Raw genomic sequence first — 25,045 nt, 5'->3', positions numbered from 1 at the left:
TAATGTAAGATAATTTAGTATGTAAAGATGCAATTTAACTTGACATTGGAGGTATTTAATTAATGTCTGTAAAATGGAATAAGACCGATAAAACTACCGGTGAACTTACTTTTGATATTCCCCAAACTGATGTAAAACGTGGGCTAGATCAAGCATTTAGGAGGGTAAAGAACAGTTTGCGTGTTCCTGGCTTTAGAAAGGGACACGTCTCGCGCGTGATTTTTGACCAATATTATGGTGAAGAATCATTGTATGAAAATGCATTGAATATTGTTTTACCTGATGCTTACGAGTCAGCACTTAAAGAAGCTGATATTGCGGCTGTAGGTCAACCCCAAATTTTACCTGTTTCAATGGAAAAGGGTAAAGATTGGCAAATGAAAGCCACTATTACTGTTGAACCTGAGGTAAAACTGGGCGAATATAAAGGTATTGAAGTACCTAAACAAAATACCCGAGTATATGCCAAAGATATTGATGCTAAATTAAAAGAAGAGCGTGAAAAGAACGCCGAATTAGTATTGAAGAAGAGTGCAGCAGCTAAGGGTGATACGGTTACCATTGACTATAAAGGAACAGTTGATGGCAAAGCTTTTGATGGTGGCTCAGCAGAGGACTACTCTCTTGAATTAGGATCTAATACATTTATTCCGGGTTTTGAAGATCAATTAATCGGTCACAAGGCAGGAGACGATGTAGATGTAGTTGTAACATTTCCAGAAGATTATGGTGCAAAAGATTTAGCTGGTAAGGAAGCTCATTTTGCTACTAAGGTTCATGAAGTTAAATCAAAACAGTTGCCAAAATTAGATGATGAATTTGCTAAAGATGTAGATGACTCAGTCGAAACTCTTGATGATTTAAAAGAAAAGATCAAGAAAGACTTAAAGGCCCAAAAGGAAGAAGCAGCACAAGACGAAATTGAACAAGCAGCTATCGAAGGTGCTGTTGCCAATGCTACTATTGATAAAATTCCTGATGCTATGATTCAAGAAGATATCAATACGCAAATGAATCAATATTTAGGAAATATGCAGCGTCAAGGTATTAGCCCTGAGACATATTACAAGATAACTAATACTACAGAAGACCAATTACGTTCACAATTCAGTAAAGATGCTGAAGAAAGAGTTAAAACTAACCTAGTACTTGAAGCAATTGTCAAAAAAGAGGACATTAAAGCCACTAAAGAAGAAATTGACAAGGAAATAAAAAACTTGGCTAGTGAATATAACATGGACGAAAAAACTGTCCGTAATACTCTGACTGATGATATGCTTTCACATGACATTAATGTACGTAAGGCTATTAATATTGTCGCTGACAACGCAAAACAAGTTTCTAAATCTAAGACTAAAAAGGACGAAAACAAGTCTGATAAAAAGTAGAGTTTTAAAATCCTAGTAAAAAGGTGGTGTCATACTGCCTTTTTATTTTATAAGCATATAATTCATATACAACCCGTATTTTATGCTAACCTTAGACTTGTAGATACAAGGAGGAATAGAATGGCATCACAATTTACTGATCAAGAGGTTATTAAATGTTCCTTTTGTGACAAAACACAAGATCAAGTTAAAAAAATGATTGCTGGCAACGGGGTTTATATTTGTAATGAATGTGTAGATTTATCAAAAAGAATTATTGACGATGAATTAAAATCTGATTCTTTAAAGAAGGCACAGGATTTACCTAAACCAATGGAAATTAAAAAGCAGCTTGACCAGTACGTTATTGGCCAAGAGCGTGCCAAAAAGATTTTATCAGTTGCAGTTTATAATCATTATAAGCGTGTTACACAAATGGATGTAGATTCTTCGACTGAATTGCAAAAATCAAATATTGCTTTGATTGGACCAACTGGTTCAGGTAAAACATACTTGGCTCAAACTTTAGCCCGTATTTTAGATGTGCCTTTTGCAATAGCTGATGCAACTACCTTAACTGAGGCAGGCTATGTCGGTGAAGATGTTGAAAACATTTTACTTAAATTATTGCAAAATGCGGATTATGACATTGAACGTGCAGAACGGGGAATAATTTACATTGACGAAATTGATAAAATTTCTAAAAAGTCTGAAAATGTTTCAATTACTAGAGATGTTTCCGGTGAAGGCGTTCAGCAGTCATTATTAAAAATTTTGGAAGGTACTATTGCTTCCGTTCCCCCACAAGGCGGTCGTAAACACCCTCAACAAGAATTAATACAAATAAATACTACCAACATTTTATTTATAGTTGGTGGAGCTTTCGATGGAATAGAGCAAATTGTCAAAAGTCGTTTAGGTAAAAAGGTAATCGGTTTTAGTGCTGAAAATGAGCTTAATAAAGTGCAAGATGATTCTTGGACTAAGCATTTAACAACAGGGGATTTGGTTAAGTTTGGGCTGATTCCAGAATTTATTGGTCGTATTCCTATTATCGCTACCCTAGATAAGTTAGACAGAAACGATTTAGTTAGAATTTTAACCGAACCTAAAAACGCACTAGTAAAGCAATATAAGAAATTGATGGCGCTTGACCAGGTTAACTTAGAATTTACACCGGATGCTTTAAAAGCTATTGCAGATTTGGCCATTGACCGTAATATGGGGGCACGTGGCTTGCGAACTATAATTGAAAATGCAATGATGGGTATCATGTATAAAACGCCCAGTGAGCCTGATATTGAGAACGTGAAAGTTACTAAAGATGTCATTGAAAAAAATGCCGAACCAAATGTGACAAGACGTAAAGCTGATGATCAGGAAAATAATGACGAAATAAAGGCAGCTAATGATCATTAAAGATAGTTCATATGCAGTTAGTGCTGTACGTGAGGATCAATATCCAACTGATAATTTGCCTGAAATTGCACTTTCTGGTCGTTCTAATGTTGGTAAATCAAGTTTGATAAATACATTATTGAATCGTAAAAATTTAGCGCGAACTTCGGCACAACCCGGAAAAACGCAAACACTTAATTTTTATTTAGTAAATCAAGACTTTTATTTGGTTGATGTGCCAGGGTATGGGTATGCCAAAGTTTCGCAAAAAAAGCGCGAACAGTTTGGTATGATGATTCAAGATTACCTTGAAACCAGGGCAAACTTGCAGGGAATAATTATCTTGGTGGATGCTAGACATGAACCTACAAAAAATGATGTAGCTATGTATAACTATGCACTATATCTAAATATTCCCATTCTGGTAGTTTGTACTAAAATTGATAAAGTTAAGAAAAGTCAGCAAAACAAAGCACTTGCTATATTGAAACGAAAACTTGATTTAAATCATGATAACGTTGCTGTTCTTACTTTTAGTTCTGTCCAAAAATTGCATGTCCAAGAAGTGTGGCAATGGATTGAACAAAATCTGTAAAATTTGCAAGAGAAAATGGTTCTCATTGGAGAACCATTTTTAATTGCTTTTATCTTTGACTACTTTATCTTTGTTTTTTGCTAATTTTTTCTTTTTGTCTTCAGGCACAGTGGCAAATTTGTCGAATAATTTTTCTAATTCGTCTTGTTTTTTAAAAGTTAAACCCATAATATTATTTCCTTTCTGATCTTAATTATAATAAAAAACTAAAGCACAAGCCAGAAAATACGTTAATTTATTAATTCTAAATAAATTTAATTATGTAAAGCTATATTTTGAAATTATAATTTTATAATAATCAAAGTCCAACTAAGCAAAAGCAAATTTCAAATTATAAATTGTATGTTAAAATATGATAGCGAATTTGGGGAGTGATTTTTTGGCAACTCAGTTAATTGAAAATAAATTAAAGCTTTTGCCGGCTAAACCTGGCTGTTACTTAATGAAAGATGTAAATGGTAAGGTAATTTATGTTGGCAAGTCGAAAAATCTTAGAAGCAGAGTGCGCTCTTATTTTAAAAGTACTCAAGTTGGCAGAAGAGCTGAATTAGTAGAAAACATTCGTGATTATGATATTATCACTGTTTCAACTGATAAAGAGGCATTTTTGCTTGAAGTCACGCTCATCAAGAAATACCAGCCATATTATAATGTGCAGCTAAAACAGGGAACCGGCTATCCGTATATTGAGATTACTAATGAACGTGATCCACAAACTAAATTAACCAGTATTATTAGAAAAGATGGGGGCTACTATTTTGGACCCTATCCTAATGTCTATGCCGCACAGGCGACCCTTAAGTTTATTCAAAAAGTTTTTCCTCTAAGACGTTGTCATGGCAAACAGGGCAGACCCTGTCTGTACTATCATATGGGACAATGCTTGGGAGCATGTTTTAAAACGGTACCAAAATCAGTTTATGATGCTCAAATAAAAAAGATTAAAAGCTTTTTAAACGGTGATATAGGCTGGGTAAAGAAAGATCTTAACGAAAAAATGACAGTTGCATCTAAAAATCTTGAGTTTGAGCGGGCAGCTGAAATTCGTGATCAGCTTAATTACATTGAAGAAACTGTCGAAAAGCAAAAAATCATCTCGAATGACAATACTCAGCGTGATATATTTAATTTTTATGTTGATAAATCATGGATTGCTATTCAAATTTTCTTTTTACGGCAAGCCAAGTTGCTTAGAAGTGAGACTAGAATGTATCCACTGACAGATACTAACGATCCTGAGGATACATTTGCTTCCTTTATTGTGCAATTTTACGGGCAAAAGAATAGAATACTGCCAAAAGAAGTTTTAATACCAGCCAAAATTGACAATGAGGCACTGAGTGAAGTTTTGCATGTCCCTGTGAGAACGCCAAAGAGGGGTCAAAAACGCTCTTTATTAAATATGGCAAAAGACAATGCCAAGCTCAAGCTGGACGAAAAATTTCGCTTGCTGGAATTAGGCAATAGAAAAACTAAAGGAGCACAGAAAGAAATTTTTGCTTCTTTAGGTTTACCTTATGGTCATGTTATTGAAAGTTTTGACCATTCACACATCCAAGGGGCTGATCCGGTTTCAGCTTTAGTCGTTTTTAAAGATGGTGAACCAGATAAAAACTCTTATCGGAAATATAAATTAAAGGGTGAAGTTGAGCACCAAAATGGTGGCGATGAGGTTCGTAATACTCGTGAGGTAGTGCGCAGAAGATATAGCAGACTACTTAAGGAACATAAACCAATGCCAGATCTAATTTTGATGGATGGCGGTCAAATTCAAGTAGATGCTTGTGAAGATATTTTACGCAATGAGCTGAACCTTAATATTCCAGTTGCTGGTATGGTCAAGGATAACAAGCACAGAACAAACCATCTTTTGTATGGGGATCCGATTAATGGTGTGCCTTTGAAATTAATACCTTTAGATCCCAAATCTCAAGGCTTTTATTTAATGACTAGAATTCAGGATGAAGTACACCGCTTTGCAATTACGTTTCATAGAAGGACTCATGCTAAAAATGCTTTATCGAGCAAACTTGATTCAATTAAAGGAATCGGTCCCAAAAGCAGAAATAAGCTTTTACGAAAATTTGGCTCTTTGAAAAAAATTAAAGAGGCCTCAATTGATGAATTACGTTCTGCGGGTTTAACATTGCCCCAGGCTCAGACAGTTAAATTGACCTTGTAATATTGATTTTTACCGCAATTGACCAAACTTTTTGTGGTATAGTAATATGGTTAAGAAAGACGGAAGGAGAATCTAGATGCCTACATTTGTCGATCAAACTAAGATTGAAGTCCAAGCTGGTAAAGGCGGAGACGGCATGGTTGCTTTCCGCCATGAAAAATATGTTCCTAATGGTGGACCTGCCGGTGGCGATGGTGGTCGCGGCGGCAGTATTATTTTTGTTGCTGATAGCGGTTTGAGAACGTTAATGGACTTTCGCTATCGCCGTAAGTTCAAGGCAGAAAATGGTGAAGATGGTCGCATAAAGTCTCAATATGGTCGGGGAGCTAAGGATTTGTATCTTAAAGTTCCAGTTGGGACGACTGTTTATGACTTTGAAACCAATGAAGAAATTGGTGATCTAACCGAAAATAAACAAGAACTGGTTGTAGCACATGGTGGTAAAGGTGGACGTGGTAATATTCACTTTGCAACTAGTGTTAACACAGCTCCTGAAATAGCTGAAAATGGTGAACCTGGTGAAGACCGAGTATTGCGCTTAGAACTAAAAGTTTTGGCAGATGTTGGTCTAGTTGGCTTTCCTTCTGTGGGCAAGTCAACGTTGTTATCAGTTGTAACTAAAGCTAAACCCAAGATAGCTGCATATTCTTTTACGACTTTAACGCCAAATTTGGGCATGGTTATTTTACCTGACGGTCGTGACTTTTCGATGGCTGATTTACCTGGTTTAATCGAAGGAGCAAGTCATGGCGTTGGTCTTGGTATCCAGTTTTTACGTCACATTGAAAGAACAAAGGTCATTTTGCACTTGGTTGCGATGGATCCTGCTAATGGCAGGGATGCACTGCGAGATTACCAGACAATTCGGCGGGAACTATTGACTTATGACAAAGATCTAAAGAATAGAAGAGAAATAATTGTCGCAACTCAAATGGATATTCCCGGTGCAAATGAAAAATTAAAGCAATTCAAGAAAGATTTGCAAACTGAGAAAATTCAAACACCTGTTTATGCTATTTCAAGTGTGACGCATAAAGGAATTGAGCAGTTAATGCAGGATACTGCAACTGTGGTAGAGCAGGTTGAAAAAGAACGAGCAAAGCAGAAACCAAAGCCTGTTCAAGAGGTAAAAGAATATAAATATCAAGCAAGGCGAAAGAATGATTTTACTATCACCAAACTGGAAGAACATGTTTTTGAGATTAAAGGTGAAAACCTGGAAAGGCTAGTGGAAAGGACCAATCTTGACTATCAAGATGGTGTTATGAGATTAGCTCGGAAACTTAAAAATCTGGGAGTAGATGATGCTCTGCGTGAAAAAGGAGCCGTTGACGGCGATGATGTAATAATTGGCTCATTCAACTTTGAATTTGTCCAATAATAAATAGAAAAGTTTTGAAAAAATGGCAAAAAATCGATATATTACAGGATATTCTGGACTTAGAGCTTTGGCAGTAATCGGCGTGATTCTTTATCACTTCGATCCTAATACTTTTGTGGGCGGATATCTTGGCGTACCGATTTTTTTTGTTTTATCAGGTTACCTGGTAACTTGCCAAATACTAAAGTCATATGAAGAAAAGGGCTTTTATAACAATAAAAAGTTTTATTTGAGTAGAATTAAAAAAATATATCCACCATTGATTGCAGTACTATGGCTTTCTGCAGCATATATTGTTTTATTTCAACGTAATTTGCTTGTCAAACTTGGTCAAATAGTTATGGCCAACCTGCTTAACGTTTATAATTTTTGGCAGATTTTAAATGGTCAGAGTTACTTTGAACGCTTTGCCGCTAACGAATCTCCATTTGTCCATTTATGGACAATGTCAATTAACGGTCAATTTTACATACTATGGCCGATAGTTATTTTTTTGTTAGTGAAATATGGCAAAAAGAGAAAAAATATTTTTAGTATTTTACTAATTTTATCTGTGCTTTCAGCAGTTGAAATGGCAATAATGTTTAGCACTGGAGTTGATATTAATCACATTTATTATGGGACAGACACCAGATTCTTTTCTTTGGGCCTGGGTGCTGCACTTGCTGTGATTTGGCCACTGGATAAGTTGAAGAGCAATATCAAGCGTAATGATTCTATTACGTTAGATATTATTGGTCTGATTTCTTTTTGTGAAATGATATTTTTATTTCTTTCTCCCGTAATGAATGCAGAGAATGCATTTACTTATTTGGGCGGAATGTTTTTGTTCACGTGGTTTACAACAATATTGGTGGGTGTGATTGCTCATCCAGGAAGTCACTGGAATAAATGGTTAACGAATCCTGTTTTTAATTGGATTGGTTCGAGAAGTTACGAAATTTATCTTTATCAGTTTCCAGTAATGATCTTTTTTGAGGATAAAGTTTCTAATATGGCAGATCATGTTTTACTTTATCGTTTTATTGAGCTAGTTTTAATAGTTATTTTAAGTGAGCTGGCATACAGATTGGTAGAACGACCATGTGGCAAAATTTCCTGGTCAAAAATCAAAATATATCTGCAGCAAATTTTTGATGAAAAATCAAAAAATTATTTTCAAAAAGCGAAAGCGGTTCTTGCAGGTTTGATTTTTTTAACCGGTAGCATTGCAATTTTAATTTCTCCTGCTGCAAAGGCCCAAAATTTCAATCAAAGCCAGTTGGCACGCAGGATTAGAGCAAATCGCGAGCAACAAAGAAAAGATAATAATGAGTTAATTAAGGAATACCACAAGATTAGTCCGAGAGAGCAAAAAAAGGCTAAACTAATAAAGGAAGCTAAACAAGCAGCCAAGAAACATCCAATAAAAAAGTCTTTTGAGCAATTTGGTATTTCGCAAATTGAAATTCAATTAGCACGTAAAATTGATTTAACTGCTATTGGTGATTCAGTTATGGCCGGCTCTAGCAATGATTTAAAAGATCTAATGCCTAAGGCTGTGATTGATGCGGCTATTTCACGTCAACTGAATGTTTCGTTCGCTTTATTAAAGCATTATCAGAATGAAAATGTTTTAGGAAAGAATGTATTAATAGGTTTGGGTACCAATGGCCCCTTTAAAATGTCTGATATAGATGATTTAATGAAACAGTTAGGACATAAAAGACAAGTATTTTGGATAAACACCTATGTACCGGCCAAACCATGGCAAAATCAGGTTAATAACTTATTGAATGAAGCTGCGAAAAAATACCATAATTTTAAGGTGATTAATTGGCATTCATATGCTGAAAAGCACCCAAATTGGTTTTACGAAGATAAAACGCACCCAACACCAATAGGATCAAAGCACTACAGTGCTTTAATTGTCAAAAAAATAGTGGAAAATGCTAAGTATTAGATAGGTAGAGTATGGAGTTACAATTTTTAGGAACTGGAGCAGGACAACCTTCAAAGAAACGTAATGTATCAAGTATTGCGCTAAAAATGCTTGATGAGATCAATGAAATTTGGTTATTTGATGTGGGAGAAGCAACACAGCATCAAATTTTACGAACAAATATTAGATTGCGTAAAGTCACTAAAATATTTATTTCTCACAATCATGGGGATCATATTTTTGGCTTGCCAGGATTGCTCGCAACAAGATCATTTCAAGGGGATGTTGGGCCGATTACTATATACGGTCCAGCAGGCTTAGAGCAATTTGTAAGGACAGCTTTAAAAATTTCACGAACAAAAATTAGCTATCCTATTAAATTTGTTGTGCTAGATGAAGGCGGATTAATCTATCAGGGAAAAGGTTTTAGGGTTTATACAGAAAAATTAGCCCATCGCGTTCCTAGTTTTGGCTTTCGGGTAGTTGAAGCTGACCATCCAGGAGAACTTTTAATGGATAAACTAGCGCAATATAATGTACCTAATGGTCCTTTACTTGGTAAACTTAAAAATGGTGAAAAAATTGCTCTGGATAATGGTACTATATTAGATGGAAATGATTTTTTGGGTCCTAACAAAAAAGGTAGAATTGTTACTATTATTTATGATACGCGTGCCACTCCTGCAATAGCTCAACTTGCACAGAATGCGGATGTTTTGGTACATGAATCTACTTTTGCCGGTAATGAGGCTGATTTAGCTCATTCATATTATCATTCTACGGCAGTTGAAGCAGCGAAGATCGCGCGTGATAACAATGTAAAACGCTTATATTTAAATCATATTTCCGCTAGATATTTAGGTGTTAAAGCCAAAAAATTGGAAAACCAGGCACGAAAAATATTTGCAAATACAAGATTAGCTAATGATTTCGACCGAATTGTAATCCCGATGAAAGGAGAAAAAGATGAGTGATTCTCTTAGAAATAAAGTAGTTGTAATAACAGGAGCTTCAAGTGGAATAGGCCATTCTATCGCATTGGAAAGTGCCGGCAGAGGAGCAACAGTTATTTTAATTGCCAGAAATAAGGCAAAGCTGGAAAAAGTTGCTTCTGAAGCACATGAGTTGTCAGGAGCTGACTCTTATACTATAGTGACTGACATGAGTCAAAGCGACCAGATAGATGCTGCTTTTACAAAAATTATTAAATTAACTAAACACGTAGACTATTTAGTTAATTGTGCGGGTTTTGGCAAATTTGAAAACTTTGTGGAATCAAACCGCCGGGAAGTTACAGCCATGTTTCAAGTTAATGTTTTAGGCTTAATGTATTTTAGCCGACTTGTTGGTCGATTAATGATGGAACAAAAGTCTGGTCAAATTATTAATATTGGTTCAATTGCAGGAAAAGTTCCGACTGTAAAGTCAGCTGCATATAGTGCATCAAAAGCAGCTGTAATCCAATTTTCAAACGTTTTGCGTTTAGAATTAAAGCCATTTGGAGTTAAGGTCATGACGGTTAATCCGGGCCCTGTTTACACTAATTTCTTTAATATTGCTGATAAAAGCGGGCATTATGCTGACAGCGTACAAAAATTTATACTGGATCCAGATGATGTTGCCTGGCAAGTAGTTCATTTCTTTGGCAGTAATAAGCGCGAGCTTAATTTACCAGTTAGTTTAGCAATATTAGCTAAATTATATAACCTGTTTCCAACAATAGGTGATAAATTGTCGCTTAAGTTTGCTTCTAGAAAGTAGTGCAAGGTATGAAAAGTAAAACTAGACAGATTAAGCTCATTTTTACGTTAATTTTAACCTTATTGGCAGTAATTTTCGTGGTTTTAAATACTAACAATGTTGCCATTAATTTTGGTTTATTCCAATTTAAATTACCTTTGATCATTATTTTAGTAGTTATGATCATTATTGGAGTTTTAATTGGCTATTTTTGGGGTTCTTATGGTCATAATCAAGACAAGAATAACTAATATAGCTTGATTTATTTGGGATACAATAGTATCATTAACAAACGTGAAGTATTTTGGGTACTTTTAAGTAACCTAAAATCGTAATTCTACAAAAAAGGAGATCAGTTAAATGGCAGTTCCTAAAAGACATACTTCTAAGCAAAAGAAACGTTCACGTCGTGGTCATATTAAGTTAACTGTACCAGCAATGCACTATGATGCAACCACTGGTGAATATCGCTTAAGCCACCGCGTTTCACCTAAAGGATATTACAAGGGTCGTCAAGTTGTTAGTCAAACTAACGCAAATGACAATCAATAATTAAAAGACACCAAAAGCGGGTGTCTTTTTTTATTCTAAAAAATCAAGTAATTCCCTATCTAGCAAGAGGAAAAGGTGAAATGAAACTCGTATTCTTACATTCAAGTGATATTCATGGCTTTATTTTTCCCACGGACTATCAAGAAAAAAATAGTTATGCTGCTCCTTATGGACTGGCCAGAGTAAGTAGCATAATAAAACAGCAGCGCAATAAATATGGGGCTGAAAATGTAATTGTGACCGATTCAGGTGATTGTCTTCAAGGTTCACCTTTAGCGGCTTATGTACATGAGTCAAATAATGATGCTAATTTAAAAGCATTTGCAGATTGCTATAATCTCATCGGGTACGATGTCAGATGTTTAGGCAATCATGACTTTAATTTTGGATTAGGCTATTTAAAAAAATATTTAGCTTATAGTAAAGCTACTTTTTTAAATAGCAATATATTGGCTGAAAAAAATGATCTGCCGGCCTTTGGACAAGATTATATCATTATCAATAAAAACGGTATAAAGGTGGGAATTGTTGGTATTACTACCCAACGGGTACCGTTTTGGGAGCCAGCAGACCACGTTGCGGGATTAAAATTTAAATCTGCTTTTGAGCAGGTTAAGCAGATAGCAGCTTTTTTAAGGCCTAAAGTTGATGTCTTGGCTGTGCTTTATCATGGCGGCTTTGAAGCTGATCTTCACACAGGAACACGCAAGGAGCCACACACAGGAGAAAATGAAGGATATCGTATTTTACAGAAAATTCCTGATATTGATGTAATGCTGACAGGACATCAACACCGTAGACTAAGTCTAGTCGCACGCAAAACTGCCATTGTGCAACCAGGTTATCGCGGGGAAGCCATTGGCAAGATAGTGCTGGATTTTGACCAGCAAAGTAAAGAAATAAAGTCAATGTCTACTGAATTAATTGACGCTCAAGACTATGAACCCGATCGCAAAATTAATATTTCCAGTTTATCTGTGGAGCGGCAAGCACAAAAATGGCTTGACCAGCCAATTGCTTATTTAGATGAACCTGCTCTTATTTTGAATGCAAATGAAGCAAGAATTAAGGGTTCACCATTTATTAATTTATTACAAGACCTGCAACTTTATTTTACAAAGGCTGATGTTTCAGCAACAGCTTTGATGAGTGAAACTGCTCATGGATTTAATAAAAATGTTTCAATGCGTGATATTTTGCTAAATTATCCTTTTGCTAATCAATTGTGTATAGTTAAAGTAACCGGGAAAGAATTACGCCATATTGTCGAATATTCACTAAAATTTTTAATCAAGGATAACAGGGGCAACATTACGTTTGACCCTCATTATCGCAATCAGCTTTTTAACTTTGATGTTTTTTACCCGCTTAATTATGAAGCGGATATTCTAAGACCTGTTGGGAATCGCTTAACTAAGTTTGAATTAAACGGACAACCAATTTTAGAGCAAAAAAAATATCGCCTGGCCGTTAATAATTATCGTGCTATGGGAGGCGGTTTCTATCCAGAATACGGCGTTAACAAGATTGAAAAAACTTTGGCTAAAGATTATGTGGAAATGTTCAAAGAGTTTCTGACTAAAGGTCATCCAAAAGTTAATTTTTCACGAAATTATCGTTTTAGATAATTAAAAAGTCATCAGCTATCAGCTAATGACTTTTTTAGTTATTTAAGTTTTGAATACTTACTTTTGTCTTTATGAGAATGAGCCGTAATTGTGGGGATGATGGCTGCAAATAACAAACCAAAAATCAAACCGACAACGGCAGCTTCACTTAGATTAAAAACATGTTGGGTTAAAGGAGCGGCAATAAAACCTACAATTAGCATGTAAACAACGCTCCAGCAAATAGTTACGATATAACGACCCATAGCGTTTCCTTCTTTCATACCATTGAATTTTAACAAATATTATGCACGTTTTCAATCCAAAAGACAGGTTTTTGGTATACTTATTTATATGGAAGGTGACCTGAATATGAAATTCGCTGCATTGCAAAACCTTAGCTCTTTTACGCTTTTAGACAGTCCAATAAAAATTAAGGACTTACTGACTACTGCAAAAAAATTAGGTTATGGGGCTGTGGGTTTAACTGATATTAATGTAACCTATGGACTAGTTAATTTTTTTGAAGTTGCTCAAAAAGTTGGTATTAAGCCACTCTTAGGGATGCAATTAAGATTAAACGGATTAATTGACAGTGCTCACCAATATGATCTTATTGCTTTAGCAAAGACTGATGAGGGTTACCGCAATATCTTGCGTTTATCCAGCAGAATTAACCTTTTGACAGACAATGGCAGTAAGCAAAAAATTTTAACTATGGTAGATTTGACCAAGGATTTAAATGATTTGATATTTATTATACCGGCAAATTTGCACAGTGAGTTATTAAACTTGCAGATGCAGAATGAGTCTTTAGGAACAGATTTTTTGCGTCAGTTAGTTGACTTGATTCCTAAATCTAGTTCCTTATATATCGGAGTATATGGCAGTGAAAAGCAGGAAAATTATATTCACTATATCAAAGCTCTGTCAAAGCAGTTTAATTTACCATTAGTTAGCGTTGAGGATACCTGTTATTTAAAACCTCGTGACCAATTCTTGCGAAAAACTTTACAAGCTATTAAAAAAGGCGCAGTTTTGCAAGATATCACAGATTTAGCTAAACAATCTGGCTCACATTATTTGCCTGCTATTGAGGAATTGAGCGAACGCTACCATAAATTAGGTTTAGATGAAGCTTTAGAAAATACAGAAAAAATTGCTTCTATGTGCAATGCAAAAATTATATTTCAAACACCAGTTTTGCCTAAATTTAAGCAAGACCAATTTTCAACTTCCAAAGATTATCTGCAATTTTTGGCTCAAAAGGGTTTACAAAGACGCTTTGGTCAACATAAAGTTCCTGCTAATTATCAAAAACAGCTAAATTATGAATTACAAGTAATAGATAAAATGGGTTTTAATGATTACTTTTTGATTGTTTGGGATGTTGTAAACTACTGTCATCGAGTAGGGATTACGATGGGCCCAGGCAGGGGTTCAGCTTGTGGCTCGTTAGTTTCATATTCTTTAAATATTACAGAGGTTGATCCAATTAAATATAACTTGCTTTTTGAGCGTTTTTTAAATCCCGCCAGACATGAAATGCCTGATATTGATTTGGATATACCAGATAATCGTCGTGATGACGTGATAAAATATATGTTTAATAAATATGGCATGGATCATGCTGCTCAGATCCTCACTTTTGGGACTCTGGCAGCTAAGCAAGTTTTGCGAGATACAGGCAGAGTATTTGGTCTCCAAGAAATGCAATTAAGTGAATGGTCTAAAAGCGTACCTTTTGCAAAGGGCAAAATTAGTCTTGCTCAGGCTTATAAAGAATCCAAAAAAATGCAAATGCTGGTGAACGCAAATGATATCAATAAGTTGCTTTATGAAACTGCAAGTGGCTTGGAAGGCTTGCCCCGCCACTATTCAATCCATGCTGCCGGTTTAGTTCTTAGCGATAATTCTATTGCTGCTATTGCTGGCTTGCAATCAGGACAATTGGGAATACCCATAACTCAGCAAACCAAAAAATATGTCGAGTCATTGGGATTGTTAAAAATAGATTTTTTGGGTTTAAGAAATTTAACTATTCTTGGTGATACGGAGAAAATGATCCGCGAGCAAGGAAAAAAGATCGATGTTAGTCAGATCCCTCTAGATGATCCAGCTACTTTAAGTATTTTTCAAAAGGGTGAAACAGAACTCGTCTTTCAATTTGAATCAGGTGGAATTCGCAATGTTCTGCGTGAATTGCATCCAGATAATTTTGAAGATTTGGTAGCAGTCAATGCACTTTATCGTCCAGGTCCAATGCAGAATATTAAGAATTTTATTGCACGCAAGAAAGGCACACAGAAAGTCACATATCCTGACCCCAGCTTAAAACCTATTTTGTCCTCAACATACGGCATTTTAGTCTACCAAGAGCAAGTCATGCAAACTGCCCGAGTTCTGGCTGGCTTTTCTTTAGGAGAAGCCGACATTTTACGTAGAGCAATGTCAAAAAAAGAGCAAAAGGTTATTGAACAGGAAAAATCTAAATTTATCAACGGTGCAGTAAAAAACGGCAGGACTGTTCAGGTTGCGACCCGTGTATATGACTATATTGAGCAATTTGCCAATTATGGTTTCAACCGATCACATGCTGTTGCTTATACGATGATCGCATTTTGGCTTGCATATTTACAAGTTCATTATCCAGCTGAATTTTATGCCTCTATGCTTAATTCTAATATTGGTAATCAAAATAAGGCGAATGAATATATAATGCGCGCTCAAGAAGATGGCGTTAAAATTATGCCACCTGACATTAACAAAAGTGACTTAGCTTATCAGGTAATTGATGGGCGAATTTTAGTGGGCTTGCGTGCAATTAAAGGAATTAGAATAGATTTTCTTAAAGAAATAATTGCCAAGCGGCAAACTCAACCCTTTGATTCTCTTAGCGGTTTTTTACGTCAGATTGATCCCAAATTTATTAAAACCAACAGCATTACAAATGTGGTTGAATCTTTAATCAAATCGGGATGTTTTGACCGCCTTAACAAAAATCGTAACGAGCTATTACAAAATTGCTCTGAAATAATTGAGAACGTTAAATTAACTGGAGAAAATCTTGCTTTATCAGAAGGCTTAGGTGGCGTTCCCATTAAGCCCGCTGAGGAACCCAGCAAACAAGAAATGGCTCTGATGGAAGAAAAAACTTTAGGTTTTTCTACACTCACTTCTCCATTAATTACCGTGCAAAAATATGCTCAGAAGTTTAATGCTAAGCCGCTAAATGAATTTGAAATAAATGATGGGGGAATAGCTGTCGGCAAACTGATGTCATTAAAACTTGTGAGGACCAAAAAAGGTCAAACAATGGCTTTTGGTAGTTTTGCTGATACAAACAGTAAGCAGGATATTGTAATCTTTCCTAATGTTTATGATAAAATTCAATCGAATTTAAAGGAGGGTAATATTTATCTATTAGGTATTAAAGTTCAAAATGATCGTTTCGACTCGAGTAAAAAACAATATATTCTAACTAATTTAAAGGTTGTAAATTTAAAAGAGTAATTTTTTGAGTAAGCGTAAACAAATAGTTGATGTTAACGCTAACATTGAAAAAGACCGTCAAATCAAGAATTTTAATCATTTTTTGTGAGATTTTTTCATGAAAGAATGTTAAAATTTAGTGGATGTGAGAAATTACACAATAAATCTTGATGAGGTGAATTCATGAAGCGAATTGGAATTTTAACGAGCGGTGGCGATGCTCCTGGTATGAATGCAGCTGTAAGGGCTGTTACAAAAACTGCTATTCATCACGGACTTGGTGTTGTTGGTATCCGTTATGGTTATGCTGGGCTTGTAGCAGGTGACTTTGTTACCTTAACTAGCGAAAATGTTGACCATATGATTAGCGCTGGTGGTACTTTTCTTTACAGTGCCCGCTACCCTGAGTTTGCACAAAAAGAAGTGCAAGAAAAAGGGGTGGAACAGTTAAAAAAGCATGACATTGATACTGTAATTGTTATCGGCGGTGATGGTTCTTATCATGGTGCGCTGGCATTAACTCGGTTGGGAATTAACTCAATTGGTTTGCCAGGAACCATTGACAATGATATTCCATATACTGAGTATACTATTGGACTTGATACTGCCTGCAATACGGCAATGCAAGCTATCGACAGAATTCGTGATACTGCCAGCAGTCATCACCGCGTTTTTGTTGTTAATGTTATGGGACGCAATTGTGGTGACATTGCTATGCGTGTAGGTTTAGCAAGTGGTGCAGATGCAATTGTTGTTCCAGAAAGAAGTTATGACATTAAAGCAATTGCTGAAAGATTAAAGCGCGGTTTTAAAGATGGCAAAGACAATGGCATTATCATATTAGCTGAAGGTGTGATGGATGCCGCTGATTTTAGAACTGAACTTTTAAAATACGGCGAATTCGATTGCAGGGCAAATGTAATTGGTCACATGCAGCGTGGTGGTGCACCAACGGTTACTGATAGGATTAATGCCACAAAGATGGGAAATTATGCGGTCAAGTTACTTCTTGATGGTAAAGGCGGTTTAGCTGTCGGCATGGAGAATGGAAAATTAGAAACCCATGATATTCTTGATCTTTTTGATGAAAAACATGCCAGTGAAGAATCGTTAATTGATATAAATGAAGAAATGACTAAATAATTAGTCGATTTTGAGGAGAATTTTACATAATGAAGAAAACTAAAATTGTTAGTACCTTAGGGCCAGCTTCAAATGATATTGAAACTATTACAGCTTTGGCTAAGTCAGGCGTAAATGTATTTCGTTTCAACTTTTCACATGGTGACCACGCTGAACACCTATCACGGATGAAAATGGTTCGCCAAGTTGAAAAAGAAACTGGTTTAGTACTTGGTATAGCATTGGATACCAAAGGTGCTGAGATTAGAACCACTGATCAAGAAGGTGGCAAGTTTACCATTAATACTGGAGATCAAATTCGGGTGTCAATGGATGATTCTAAGCCTGGTAACAAGGACATGATTCACGTTACATACGAAGGTCTTTATGGTGATACTCACGTTGGTGGTCACGTTTTAATTGATGATGGTTTAGTTGACTTATTAATTAAAGAAAAAGATGAAGAAAAGAAAGAATTAGTTTGTGAAGCCCAAAACACGGGTGTTATCGGTTCTAAGAAGGGTGTTAATGCACCTGGCGTAGAAATTCGCCTCCCAGGAATTACCGAAAAAGATGCTGATGACATCAAGTTTGGTTTGGCTCACGGCATTAACTTTATCTTTGCTTCGTTTGCACGCAAGGCGCAAGATATTCTTGATATCCGTAAGCTCTGTGAAGATGCTGGCTGTGATTATGTTAAGATTTATCCTAAGATTGAATCACAAGAAGGTATTGATAATGCCGATGAAATCTTACAAGTTTCAGATGGCTTGATGGTTGCTCGTGGTGACATGGGTGTTGAGATTCCATTTATTGATGTGCCGTTTGTTCAAAAAGATTTAATTAAGAGGGCAAACGCACTTGGTAAGCCAGTAATTACCGCTACTCAAATGCTTGACTCAATGCAAGAAAATCCTCGTCCAACTCGTGCTGAAGTTTCAGACGTAGCTAACGCTGTACTTGATGGTACTGATGCCACTATGCTTTCTGGTGAATCCGCTAATGGTTTGTACCCGGTTAAAGCTGTTTCTGCAATGGCTGAAATTGATGAAAGAACTGAACAAGAACTTCTTAAGCGTAATACTTTAGCTCTTCAAAGATTTGAAGAATATAAAGGTTCAAACGTTACTGAGGCTATTGGTGAATCAGTTGTGCGGACAGCCCAAGAATTAGGCGTTAAGACTATTATTACAGCTACTAATTCTGGCTACACTGCGAGAATGATTTCCAAGTATCGTCCGAACGCAAACATTTTGGCATTAACTTTTGATGAAAAGATCCAACACTCACTTGGTATTTCTTGGGGTGTTCAGCCTCTGTTGACTGATAAACCAGCTTCTACTGATGATATGTTTGATGTAGCAGCTAAAGTTGCTAAAGAACAAGGCTACGTTAAAGATGGTGATCTTGTTATTATCGTTGCCGGTGTACCTGTTGGCGACTCAGGTACCACCAACTTGATGAAGCTGCAGATTATCGGTAGCAAGTTAGCTCAGGGACTTGGCGTTGGTAATGGCTCTGTTGTCGGTAAGACAGTTGTGGTTAACAGTGCTGAAGAAGCTATTAGCAAGGTTAAAGAGGGAGATATCATGGTAGCAAAAACTACTGATCCTGATTACATGCCTGCAATTAAGAAGGCTTCAGGTTTAGTTGTTGAAGCATCTGGTTTGACTTCACACGCTGCTGTTGTCGGTTTATCATTAGGTATTCCAGTTGTAGTTGGAGTTACTGATGCAACAGAAAAGATTGGCAGTGGTATTACTATTACTGTTGATGCTCGTCGCGGCGCAATCTATCAAGGTGAAGTTTCAAACCTTTAATTAAAAATTAAGCATTAAAATAGCCAGTGCTTGTTACTGGCTATTTTTGTATGATTTAAATTTTAGGAAAAATCAGAAGCAAATTTAGATTGACTAATGTCAATTTATTCCTTTAAAATGATATACTTGTTATCAGATCCCATTCTAGATGTAGGAGAAAAATCATGCTTGGCACAATTGCAACTGGAAAAATAATAGACCAAAACGAAGATTCTTTTTTTGTTCAAATTGACGGAATTACATATGAACTGAAGAAAAAAGAAATTACACAGGAAGAAAAGCCACAGCTTGGAGATCAAATCAGGGGATTTTTATACGATGATAAGCAGCACAATCGAGAAATGACGCAATTTTTGCCTTTTGCTCAACAAGATCAATATGGCTGGAGTAAAGTCACTGAAGTAAAATATAACCTGGGTGTTTTCGTAGATATTGGCTTACCCGATAAAGATGTTGTAATTTCAATGGACGACTTACCTTATGATAAAGAGTGTTGGCCCCAACCTGAAGATCAGCTTTTGGTTCACCTGGAAACAGATGAGAAAAATCGTATTTGGGCAAAACTGGCAGACGAAAATATTTTCGAACAGTTAGCAGCTCATTTTCCTGACGATATGAAAAATAAAGATATTTTTGGTACCGTATATGCGTCTCGTGAAGTAGGGGCATTTATAATCACTAAAGAATATTATTTAGGTTTTGTCCATCCAACACAAATGACGCGTCCCTTGCGTTTAGGCGAGCAATTCAGTGGCAGGGTGGTTGGTATTAGCCAATATGGTCGCTTGAATCTAAGTACTTTGCCACGAGCTTTCGAGGAAATTGATGATGATGCACAAATGATTTTAATGAGTTTGCGCAGGAAAAAAGATAAAACCTTACCTTTTTACGATAAATCTGACGCACAGGATATCAAAAATTATTTTGGTATTTCTAAATCGGCCTTTAAGCGAGCTTTAGGCCATTTACTTAAAGCTAAATATATAGTGGAGGATAAGGCTGCTGGCTCTATCTCCCTGATAAAGGATCCAGAAAATGCCGAAAAAGATTAATTTATCAGAGCAAGTTGAAGATTATTTGAGATATAGTCAGGTTGAACGTGGCCTTAGTAATAATACGATAACAGCCTACAGGCAGGATTTAACTTCTTTCATTCGTTTTCTTCAACAGGAAAATTTTACTTCTTGGCCGACTCAAGCCCTTGACATTGATGCTTTTTTGGCAGAGCAGCGCGATCAAAATAAAGCCACAAGTTCTATTAGCCGTTTAATAACCAGTTTGCGTAAATTCTATCAGTGGCTGGTGAGACAAAATATTCAAAAGTTAAACCCAATGCTCGAAATTGATTCTCCTAAAAAGCGTCATACTTTGCCCGTGGCTTTGACAGTTAGTGAAGTTAATAATTTGCTTGAGCAACCTGATACTAAAAAGAAGTTAGGCTTGCGTGATAGGGCTTTACTTGAAACTCTGTATGCTACGGGAATAAGAGTGAGTGAATTAATTAATCTTAAATTTACCGATTTGCATGAAGAACTGAAATTGGTCAAAATTTTTGGCAAAGGATCAAAAGAGCGATTGATTCCAATTAGCGAAGTAGCTTTATCTTGGATTGACAGTTATAAAGAAAAGGTTCGTGACCCTTTAATATTAAAGAGCGGTAGAAATAATGATTTTATTTTTCTTAATAGCAGAGGTACTTCATTAACAAGACAAGCAGTTTGGCAAATTATTAAGCACTACTGTAAAATGGCTGGTATTCAAAAAAATGTCACTCCACACACTTTAAGACACACATTTGCAACACATTTACTGGAAAATGGGGCAGATTTACGTGTTGTCCAAGAAATTTTAGGGCATTCAGACATCAGTACAACTCAAATTTATACAAATTTGTCCCAGAAACATATTTTACAAGTTTACGAAAAAACGCATCCGCGGACATAAGGTGATTAAATGCTAATTGAATGCAAAAATGATAAAGAAAAGGTAGCTATGGGATTACTATCTTATTTGCCTGATTTTAAAAACCTGGCCAATCTCAAGGATGAAATTCAATTAAACAAAAGTAGCGCTGAGTTTTGCTTGTATCTCTATCGTTATAAAGCTCCCAATTTTATCGGTGTAATAGGTACACAGATAAGCAAACACTTTGTAATTATTCGTTACATCTCTTTTGCTCCCGATTATCGTCAAGCTAAATACGAAGCCAGAGCCGTTCAAGAGTTGGCACAAAACAGTCCCAGCAAAGTTATTACGGCTGTTCCGGAATATATCTATCTTATTAAGTATTTGAAAAAAGGTACTGAAAAATGAGTGATAGTCTTACTCTTGAGCTGCCTAACTTTGAAGGACCCTTGGATTTGTTGTTACATTTAATAAAAGTGCAAAAGATTGATATTTATGATATTCCCATAGCTCAAATTACCAGCCAATATCTGGCTTATTTACATCAAATGCAAAGGCTTAATTTAAAAATTGCCGGTGAATATTTTGTTATGTCGTCAATGCTCTTGCGAATCAAATCTCAATCTCTTCTCCCGCAAAATGACTTTACTGAGGGTAATGATGAACAAGAAGACCCAAGGGATGAGTTAGTGCAGCAGCTTATTACTTATTCAGTTTTTAAAAAAGTATCAGCATACTTTAAAAAGCGCAATGAGGAAGTACCGATCACTGCCGCTAAAGAGGAAAGCGTACCAGAAAGTAAAAAAATTCAGCCATTGCCCAAAGGACAAATTACTTCGATAGAGTTAGCTAATACTTTCGTTATTGTTTTACAAAGGATGAAAATTAGACAGCCTGATATTGTTTCAGTTGAAGTTAAAGAAACTTCTGTCAAAGAAATGAGTGCCTTTTTGCGAAAAGAATTGATGAGGAATAAGCAGATAAGCTTTTTTGCTTGTTGTCAAAAAATGGAAACTTTATCTGATATTATTGGTCTGTTTTTGGCCCTGCTTGAACTTTGTAAAAATCAGGAAATTCGGGTAAAACAAAAGAGGACGTTTGGTGACCTGAATTTGGAAAGAGTTGGAAGTAATGATAAATAAAATGGCGCAGTTAGAAGCGCTATTATATGTTGCCGGTGATAATGGTATTGACACCAGCAACTTATGCGAACTTTTGCAGGTTGGTAAACCTGCATTGCGCGAACTCAGCAAAAATTTACGGGAAAAACTACAAAAAAATCCTGATTCAGGGTTACAAATCCAGCATCTCAATGATATTTACAAACTGACCACCAGGCCAGAGGCAGGCAAGATAATTGAAAACTTTTTTCAAAAAGATTTATCTAAGAGCTTAAGCCAATCAGCGCTAGAAATTTTATCTATTATTGCCTATCGCCAGCCGATCACTCGTGTAGAAATAGATGACATCAGGGGTGTTAATTCATCTGGAGCCTTACAGACGCTGATTTGGCGTGGACTGGTAAAAATTAATGGAAAAAAAGATGCTCCCGGTCATCCTAATTTATACATAACGAGTGAGTATTTTTTGCAGTATTTCGGGTATCATAGTTTAGCTGATTTACCACTAATAGAAGATTTTGAAGATGATAGCATTAATAGTGAAGGCGAAATAGATTTGTTTGCAGCTAAGGGTCAAGCTGATAAAAATATTGCCAAAACTCAAAAAGGAGAAAAATAATGGTTTTAGAACGGTTGCAAAAAGTAATTGCTGAAGCGGGTATTGCTTCCAGGCGCAAGGCTGAAAAAATGATTACGGAAGGCCGAGTCACTGTTGATGGTAACGTGGTAACTAAACTTGGTACTAAAGTGGATACCTTCAGTAACATCACGGTTGATGGTGAACCAATTGAACGAGAGAGTTTGCATACTTATCTCTTTTACAAACCACGAGGAGTAGTTTCAACTGCTAATGATGATAAAGGCAGAAAAACGGTGGTTGATTATTTTAAAAATTTGCCTTATCGTCTCTATCCAATTGGTAGACTGGATTATGATACTTCAGGGCTGCTTTTAATGACCAATGATGGTGAATTAGCCAATTTACTGATGCATCCGCGAAACAATGTTGCTAAGGTTTATGTTGCTAAGATTTCTGGCATTCTTACGCCTGATGAAATCAGTCAGCTGAAGCATGGAGTTAAAATTGATCGCCATCGCTGTGCTCCCGCAAAAGTTAAGGTTATTAGAACAGATCGTAAAAAGAATAATCAAATAGTGCAATTGACAATTCATGAAGGCCAGTATCACCAGGTAAAAAGAATGTTCAAGGCTGTTCACCACCAGGTAGAGAAATTAGCTCGCGAGAAATATGCTTTTCTTACACTTGATTCTCTTATTTCAGGAATGTACCGAGAATTGTCTCATGAGGAAGTTGACAGATTAAAAAACGTAGATTAGTATAGTATGTGAAATTTGATAAATAAGTTTGTTGTCTTCATGGCAGGGTGAAAGTCCCGACCGGTGGTGCAAGTCCACGACCCACGCAAGTGGTGGAATCTATTGAGATACCGATAGTTAGAGTCTAGATGAAAGAAGACAGACTAAACTAAAAGCCAAGATCTAAAGCTTACTTTTACTCGGTCTGTTGCTAGAAGCAACAGACCGAGTTTTTTGGAGGTAAGAATTTTGCAAAAAAAAAGCAGAAATAATTTGGTAAATATATTGGCTTATACTTTAATTGGTACAATTGCCTATGTATTAATGCTATTGGAGATACCATTGCCAATAACTAGTTTTTTAAAATTTGACTTCTCGGATGTCGTAATCACTATTGGGACATTTTTATTCGGGCCTGGACCTGGTATCTTTATTGCTTTTGTCAGAATGCTGATTAATTTAATTTATAAAGGTTTTGCTTTACCTAGTTTAGTGGGTCAGTCTGCGGCTTTTCTGGCATCAATATCTTTTGCTTTGCCATTTTATTATTTAACAAAAAATATTAGCAAAGATGAGAAAAATTTTTCTAAAAAATATTTAAAACCAATTGTAGGTATTGTTCTCGGTATTTTAGCAATGGCCTTCGTGCTATCCGTACTAAATGCATTAGTTTTGACACCGTTTTATGCAGTAACTACTGTGCCAAACCTGCCGGCAATCCATGGATATTCTGGTTTGCTTTCTTTTACTGAAAAAGTTTACTTGGGTAAATTATTGCATATTCCTTCAATGAGCGCATACATTTTTGGCATAATAGTCCCGTTTAATTTGTTAAAAGGAACTATTAACGGTGTTGTAGTTTATTTGCTGTTTGAAACCGTTTTAAGAACTTTCAAACCTTTTGTCAGAAAAAATTTCAATCTTAAAAACTAAATTTTAAAATATTGCAAATCGGTCTAGTAAATGACCGATTTTTTTGTCCACTTAAATGTTAAATATGCTAAAATTAAACAGGTTAGGTAAGGAGGTTTTTTAGATGAATAATTACCCTAAGGGACCATATCAGCACTATGAGCGTCCACAAAAGCCAAGAGTAGAAACTTATTCTTCTGTATCAAAAGGCTGGATTGCTTTGATAATACTGATTATAGTTGTTCTTATTAGTCTTGTGCCTGTGGTTCATCATTTGGCAGCAAACAATAATTCACATGAAAAAGTAGTCGAAGTACGTAAGACTAGCAAAAAAGCACATACTAAGACAAAAGCTAAGGTTGCGCCTGTAAAAAACAAAGAAATTAAAGCCAAGGCTAAGCCGAAGCCGAAATCATCCAAAAAAACTCCAACTAAGCCTAAAAAGAAACGCGTTACGATTAAACAATATGTCGTACAAGACGGGGATTCTTTGACTAGTATTGCCCAGCACTTTAACATTTCAGTTGGTCATTTAGCAGAATTGAACCAACTCGATCCTAATAGTCAGGTTGATACAGGACAAACTTTACGAATCAGATAATTTAGAAAGGAT

24 protein-coding genes and 1 riboswitch are annotated in these 25,045 nt (G+C 36.0%); of the genes, 22 read left to right on the top strand and 2 right to left on the bottom strand.

The window, feature by feature from the left end; all coding sequences use genetic code 11:
- Positions 1-62: 62 nt before the first annotated feature.
- From tig to yihA, 3 genes are all read left to right on the top strand, one after another.
- Positions 63-1,388 (top strand): trigger factor, encoded by a 1,326-nt coding sequence (tig, locus tag AAA926_RS02010; RefSeq protein WP_198179327.1) that lies wholly within the window; start codon positions 63-65, stop codon positions 1,386-1,388.
- A gap of 120 nt (positions 1,389-1,508) precedes the next feature.
- On the top strand, positions 1,509-2,786 hold the full coding sequence (clpX, locus tag AAA926_RS02005; protein ID WP_198179326.1) for an ATP-dependent Clp protease ATP-binding subunit ClpX: 1,278 nt from the start codon (positions 1,509-1,511) through the stop codon (positions 2,784-2,786).
- The gene (yihA, locus tag AAA926_RS02000) at positions 2,776-3,360 is read left to right on the top strand and encodes a ribosome biogenesis GTP-binding protein YihA/YsxC (protein WP_198179325.1); all 585 of its coding nucleotides are present in this window, start codon (positions 2,776-2,778) and stop codon (positions 3,358-3,360) included. Before clpX ends, yihA begins: the two co-directional genes overlap by 11 nt.
- A gap of 39 nt (positions 3,361-3,399) precedes the next feature.
- Here the strand turns inward: yihA and AAA926_RS01995 are convergent, their stop codons facing one another.
- Complete coding sequence (locus tag AAA926_RS01995; protein ID WP_255528827.1) at positions 3,400-3,528, bottom strand: SPJ_0845 family protein; 129 nt, start codon at positions 3,526-3,528, stop codon at positions 3,400-3,402.
- 211 nt (positions 3,529-3,739) lie between these two features.
- On the opposite strand from AAA926_RS01995, the gene uvrC reads away from it, so the two are divergent.
- The 8 genes from uvrC (at position 3,740) to AAA926_RS01955 (ending at position 12,764) form a co-directional block, all read left to right on the top strand.
- Positions 3,740-5,542 (top strand): excinuclease ABC subunit UvrC, encoded by a 1,803-nt coding sequence (uvrC, locus tag AAA926_RS01990; protein WP_198179324.1) that lies wholly within the window; start codon positions 3,740-3,742, stop codon positions 5,540-5,542.
- Positions 5,543-5,618: 76 nt separating this feature from the next.
- Positions 5,619-6,923 (top strand): GTPase ObgE, encoded by a 1,305-nt coding sequence (gene obgE / locus AAA926_RS01985; protein WP_198179323.1) that lies wholly within the window; start codon positions 5,619-5,621, stop codon positions 6,921-6,923.
- Between the two features lie 22 nt (positions 6,924-6,945).
- The gene (locus AAA926_RS01980) at positions 6,946-8,865 is read left to right on the top strand and encodes an acyltransferase family protein (RefSeq protein WP_338206508.1); all 1,920 of its coding nucleotides are present in this window, start codon (positions 6,946-6,948) and stop codon (positions 8,863-8,865) included.
- Positions 8,866-8,876: 11 nt separating this feature from the next.
- Positions 8,877-9,818, top strand: a complete 942-nt coding sequence (gene rnz, locus AAA926_RS01975) for a ribonuclease Z (protein ID WP_338206507.1) — start codon at positions 8,877-8,879, stop codon at positions 9,816-9,818.
- Positions 9,811-10,605: an SDR family NAD(P)-dependent oxidoreductase gene (locus AAA926_RS01970; RefSeq protein ID WP_338206506.1), complete on the top strand. Its 795-nt coding sequence runs from the start codon at positions 9,811-9,813 to the stop codon at positions 10,603-10,605. Before rnz ends, AAA926_RS01970 begins: the two co-directional genes overlap by 8 nt.
- Before the next feature lie 8 nt (positions 10,606-10,613).
- The gene (locus AAA926_RS01965) at positions 10,614-10,835 is read left to right on the top strand and encodes a lipopolysaccharide assembly protein LapA domain-containing protein (RefSeq protein ID WP_046332059.1); all 222 of its coding nucleotides are present in this window, start codon (positions 10,614-10,616) and stop codon (positions 10,833-10,835) included.
- Between the two features lie 109 nt (positions 10,836-10,944).
- Positions 10,945-11,136, top strand: a complete 192-nt coding sequence (gene rpmF, locus AAA926_RS01960; RefSeq protein WP_198179316.1) for a 50S ribosomal protein L32 — start codon at positions 10,945-10,947, stop codon at positions 11,134-11,136.
- A gap of 80 nt (positions 11,137-11,216) precedes the next feature.
- The gene (locus AAA926_RS01955) at positions 11,217-12,764 is read left to right on the top strand and encodes a bifunctional metallophosphatase/5'-nucleotidase (protein WP_198179314.1); all 1,548 of its coding nucleotides are present in this window, start codon (positions 11,217-11,219) and stop codon (positions 12,762-12,764) included.
- A gap of 38 nt (positions 12,765-12,802) precedes the next feature.
- On the opposite strand, the gene AAA926_RS01950 is transcribed toward AAA926_RS01955, so the two are convergent.
- Positions 12,803-13,009 carry a YjzD family protein gene (locus AAA926_RS01950; RefSeq protein WP_198179312.1) on the bottom strand — a complete coding sequence of 69 codons (207 nt, stop codon included), beginning with the start codon at positions 13,007-13,009 and terminating at the stop codon, positions 12,803-12,805.
- 106 nt (positions 13,010-13,115) lie between these two features.
- On the opposite strand from AAA926_RS01950, the gene AAA926_RS01945 reads away from it, so the two are divergent.
- The 11 genes from AAA926_RS01945 (at position 13,116) to AAA926_RS01895 (ending at position 25,033) form a co-directional block, all read left to right on the top strand.
- Positions 13,116-16,256 carry a DNA polymerase III subunit alpha gene (locus AAA926_RS01945; protein ID WP_198179310.1) on the top strand — a complete coding sequence of 1,047 codons (3,141 nt, stop codon included), beginning with the start codon at positions 13,116-13,118 and terminating at the stop codon, positions 16,254-16,256.
- A gap of 162 nt (positions 16,257-16,418) precedes the next feature.
- A complete protein-coding gene (pfkA, locus tag AAA926_RS01940) occupies positions 16,419-17,378 on the top strand; it encodes a 6-phosphofructokinase (RefSeq protein ID WP_198179308.1) in 960 nt (319 codons plus the stop codon).
- Between the two features lie 29 nt (positions 17,379-17,407).
- Entirely contained in the window at positions 17,408-19,177 is a 1,770-nt protein-coding gene (gene pyk, locus AAA926_RS01935) for a pyruvate kinase (protein WP_198179306.1), read from the top strand.
- Between the two features lie 164 nt (positions 19,178-19,341).
- Positions 19,342-20,229 carry a CvfB family protein gene (locus tag AAA926_RS01930; protein ID WP_198179304.1) on the top strand — a complete coding sequence of 296 codons (888 nt, stop codon included), beginning with the start codon at positions 19,342-19,344 and terminating at the stop codon, positions 20,227-20,229.
- A complete protein-coding gene (gene xerD, locus AAA926_RS01925) occupies positions 20,213-21,121 on the top strand; it encodes a site-specific tyrosine recombinase XerD (RefSeq protein ID WP_198179303.1) in 909 nt (302 codons plus the stop codon). Before AAA926_RS01930 ends, xerD begins: the two co-directional genes overlap by 17 nt.
- A 9-nt stretch (positions 21,122-21,130) precedes the next feature.
- Positions 21,131-21,490, top strand: coding sequence for a reductase (locus AAA926_RS01920; RefSeq protein WP_198179302.1), 360 nt, complete (start codon positions 21,131-21,133; stop codon positions 21,488-21,490).
- Positions 21,487-22,224 carry a segregation and condensation protein A gene (locus AAA926_RS01915; RefSeq protein WP_338211723.1) on the top strand — a complete coding sequence of 246 codons (738 nt, stop codon included), beginning with the start codon at positions 21,487-21,489 and terminating at the stop codon, positions 22,222-22,224. The genes AAA926_RS01920 and AAA926_RS01915 overlap by 4 nt, the downstream gene beginning before the upstream one ends.
- Positions 22,214-22,822 carry an SMC-Scp complex subunit ScpB gene (scpB, locus tag AAA926_RS01910; RefSeq protein ID WP_338211722.1) on the top strand — a complete coding sequence of 203 codons (609 nt, stop codon included), beginning with the start codon at positions 22,214-22,216 and terminating at the stop codon, positions 22,820-22,822. The genes AAA926_RS01915 and scpB overlap by 11 nt, the downstream gene beginning before the upstream one ends.
- Positions 22,822-23,541 carry a pseudouridine synthase gene (locus tag AAA926_RS01905; protein WP_198179299.1) on the top strand — a complete coding sequence of 240 codons (720 nt, stop codon included), beginning with the start codon at positions 22,822-22,824 and terminating at the stop codon, positions 23,539-23,541. The genes scpB and AAA926_RS01905 overlap by 1 nt, the downstream gene beginning before the upstream one ends.
- Positions 23,542-23,570: 29 nt before the next feature.
- A riboswitch (FMN riboswitch) is annotated at positions 23,571-23,685 on the top strand.
- An 81-nt stretch (positions 23,686-23,766) separates the two neighbouring features.
- Positions 23,767-24,453, top strand: a complete 687-nt coding sequence (locus tag AAA926_RS01900) for an ECF transporter S component (protein WP_198179581.1) — start codon at positions 23,767-23,769, stop codon at positions 24,451-24,453.
- A gap of 103 nt (positions 24,454-24,556) precedes the next feature.
- The gene (locus tag AAA926_RS01895) at positions 24,557-25,033 is read left to right on the top strand and encodes a LysM peptidoglycan-binding domain-containing protein (RefSeq protein ID WP_198179298.1); all 477 of its coding nucleotides are present in this window, start codon (positions 24,557-24,559) and stop codon (positions 25,031-25,033) included.
- Positions 25,034-25,045 lie beyond the last annotated feature (12 nt).

It is taken from the genome of Lactobacillus juensis (genome assembly GCF_036246285.1).
Classification (GTDB): Bacteria; Bacillota; Bacilli; order Lactobacillales; family Lactobacillaceae; genus Lactobacillus; species Lactobacillus juensis.
This window is presented reverse-complemented; position numbering and strand designations above follow the sequence as displayed.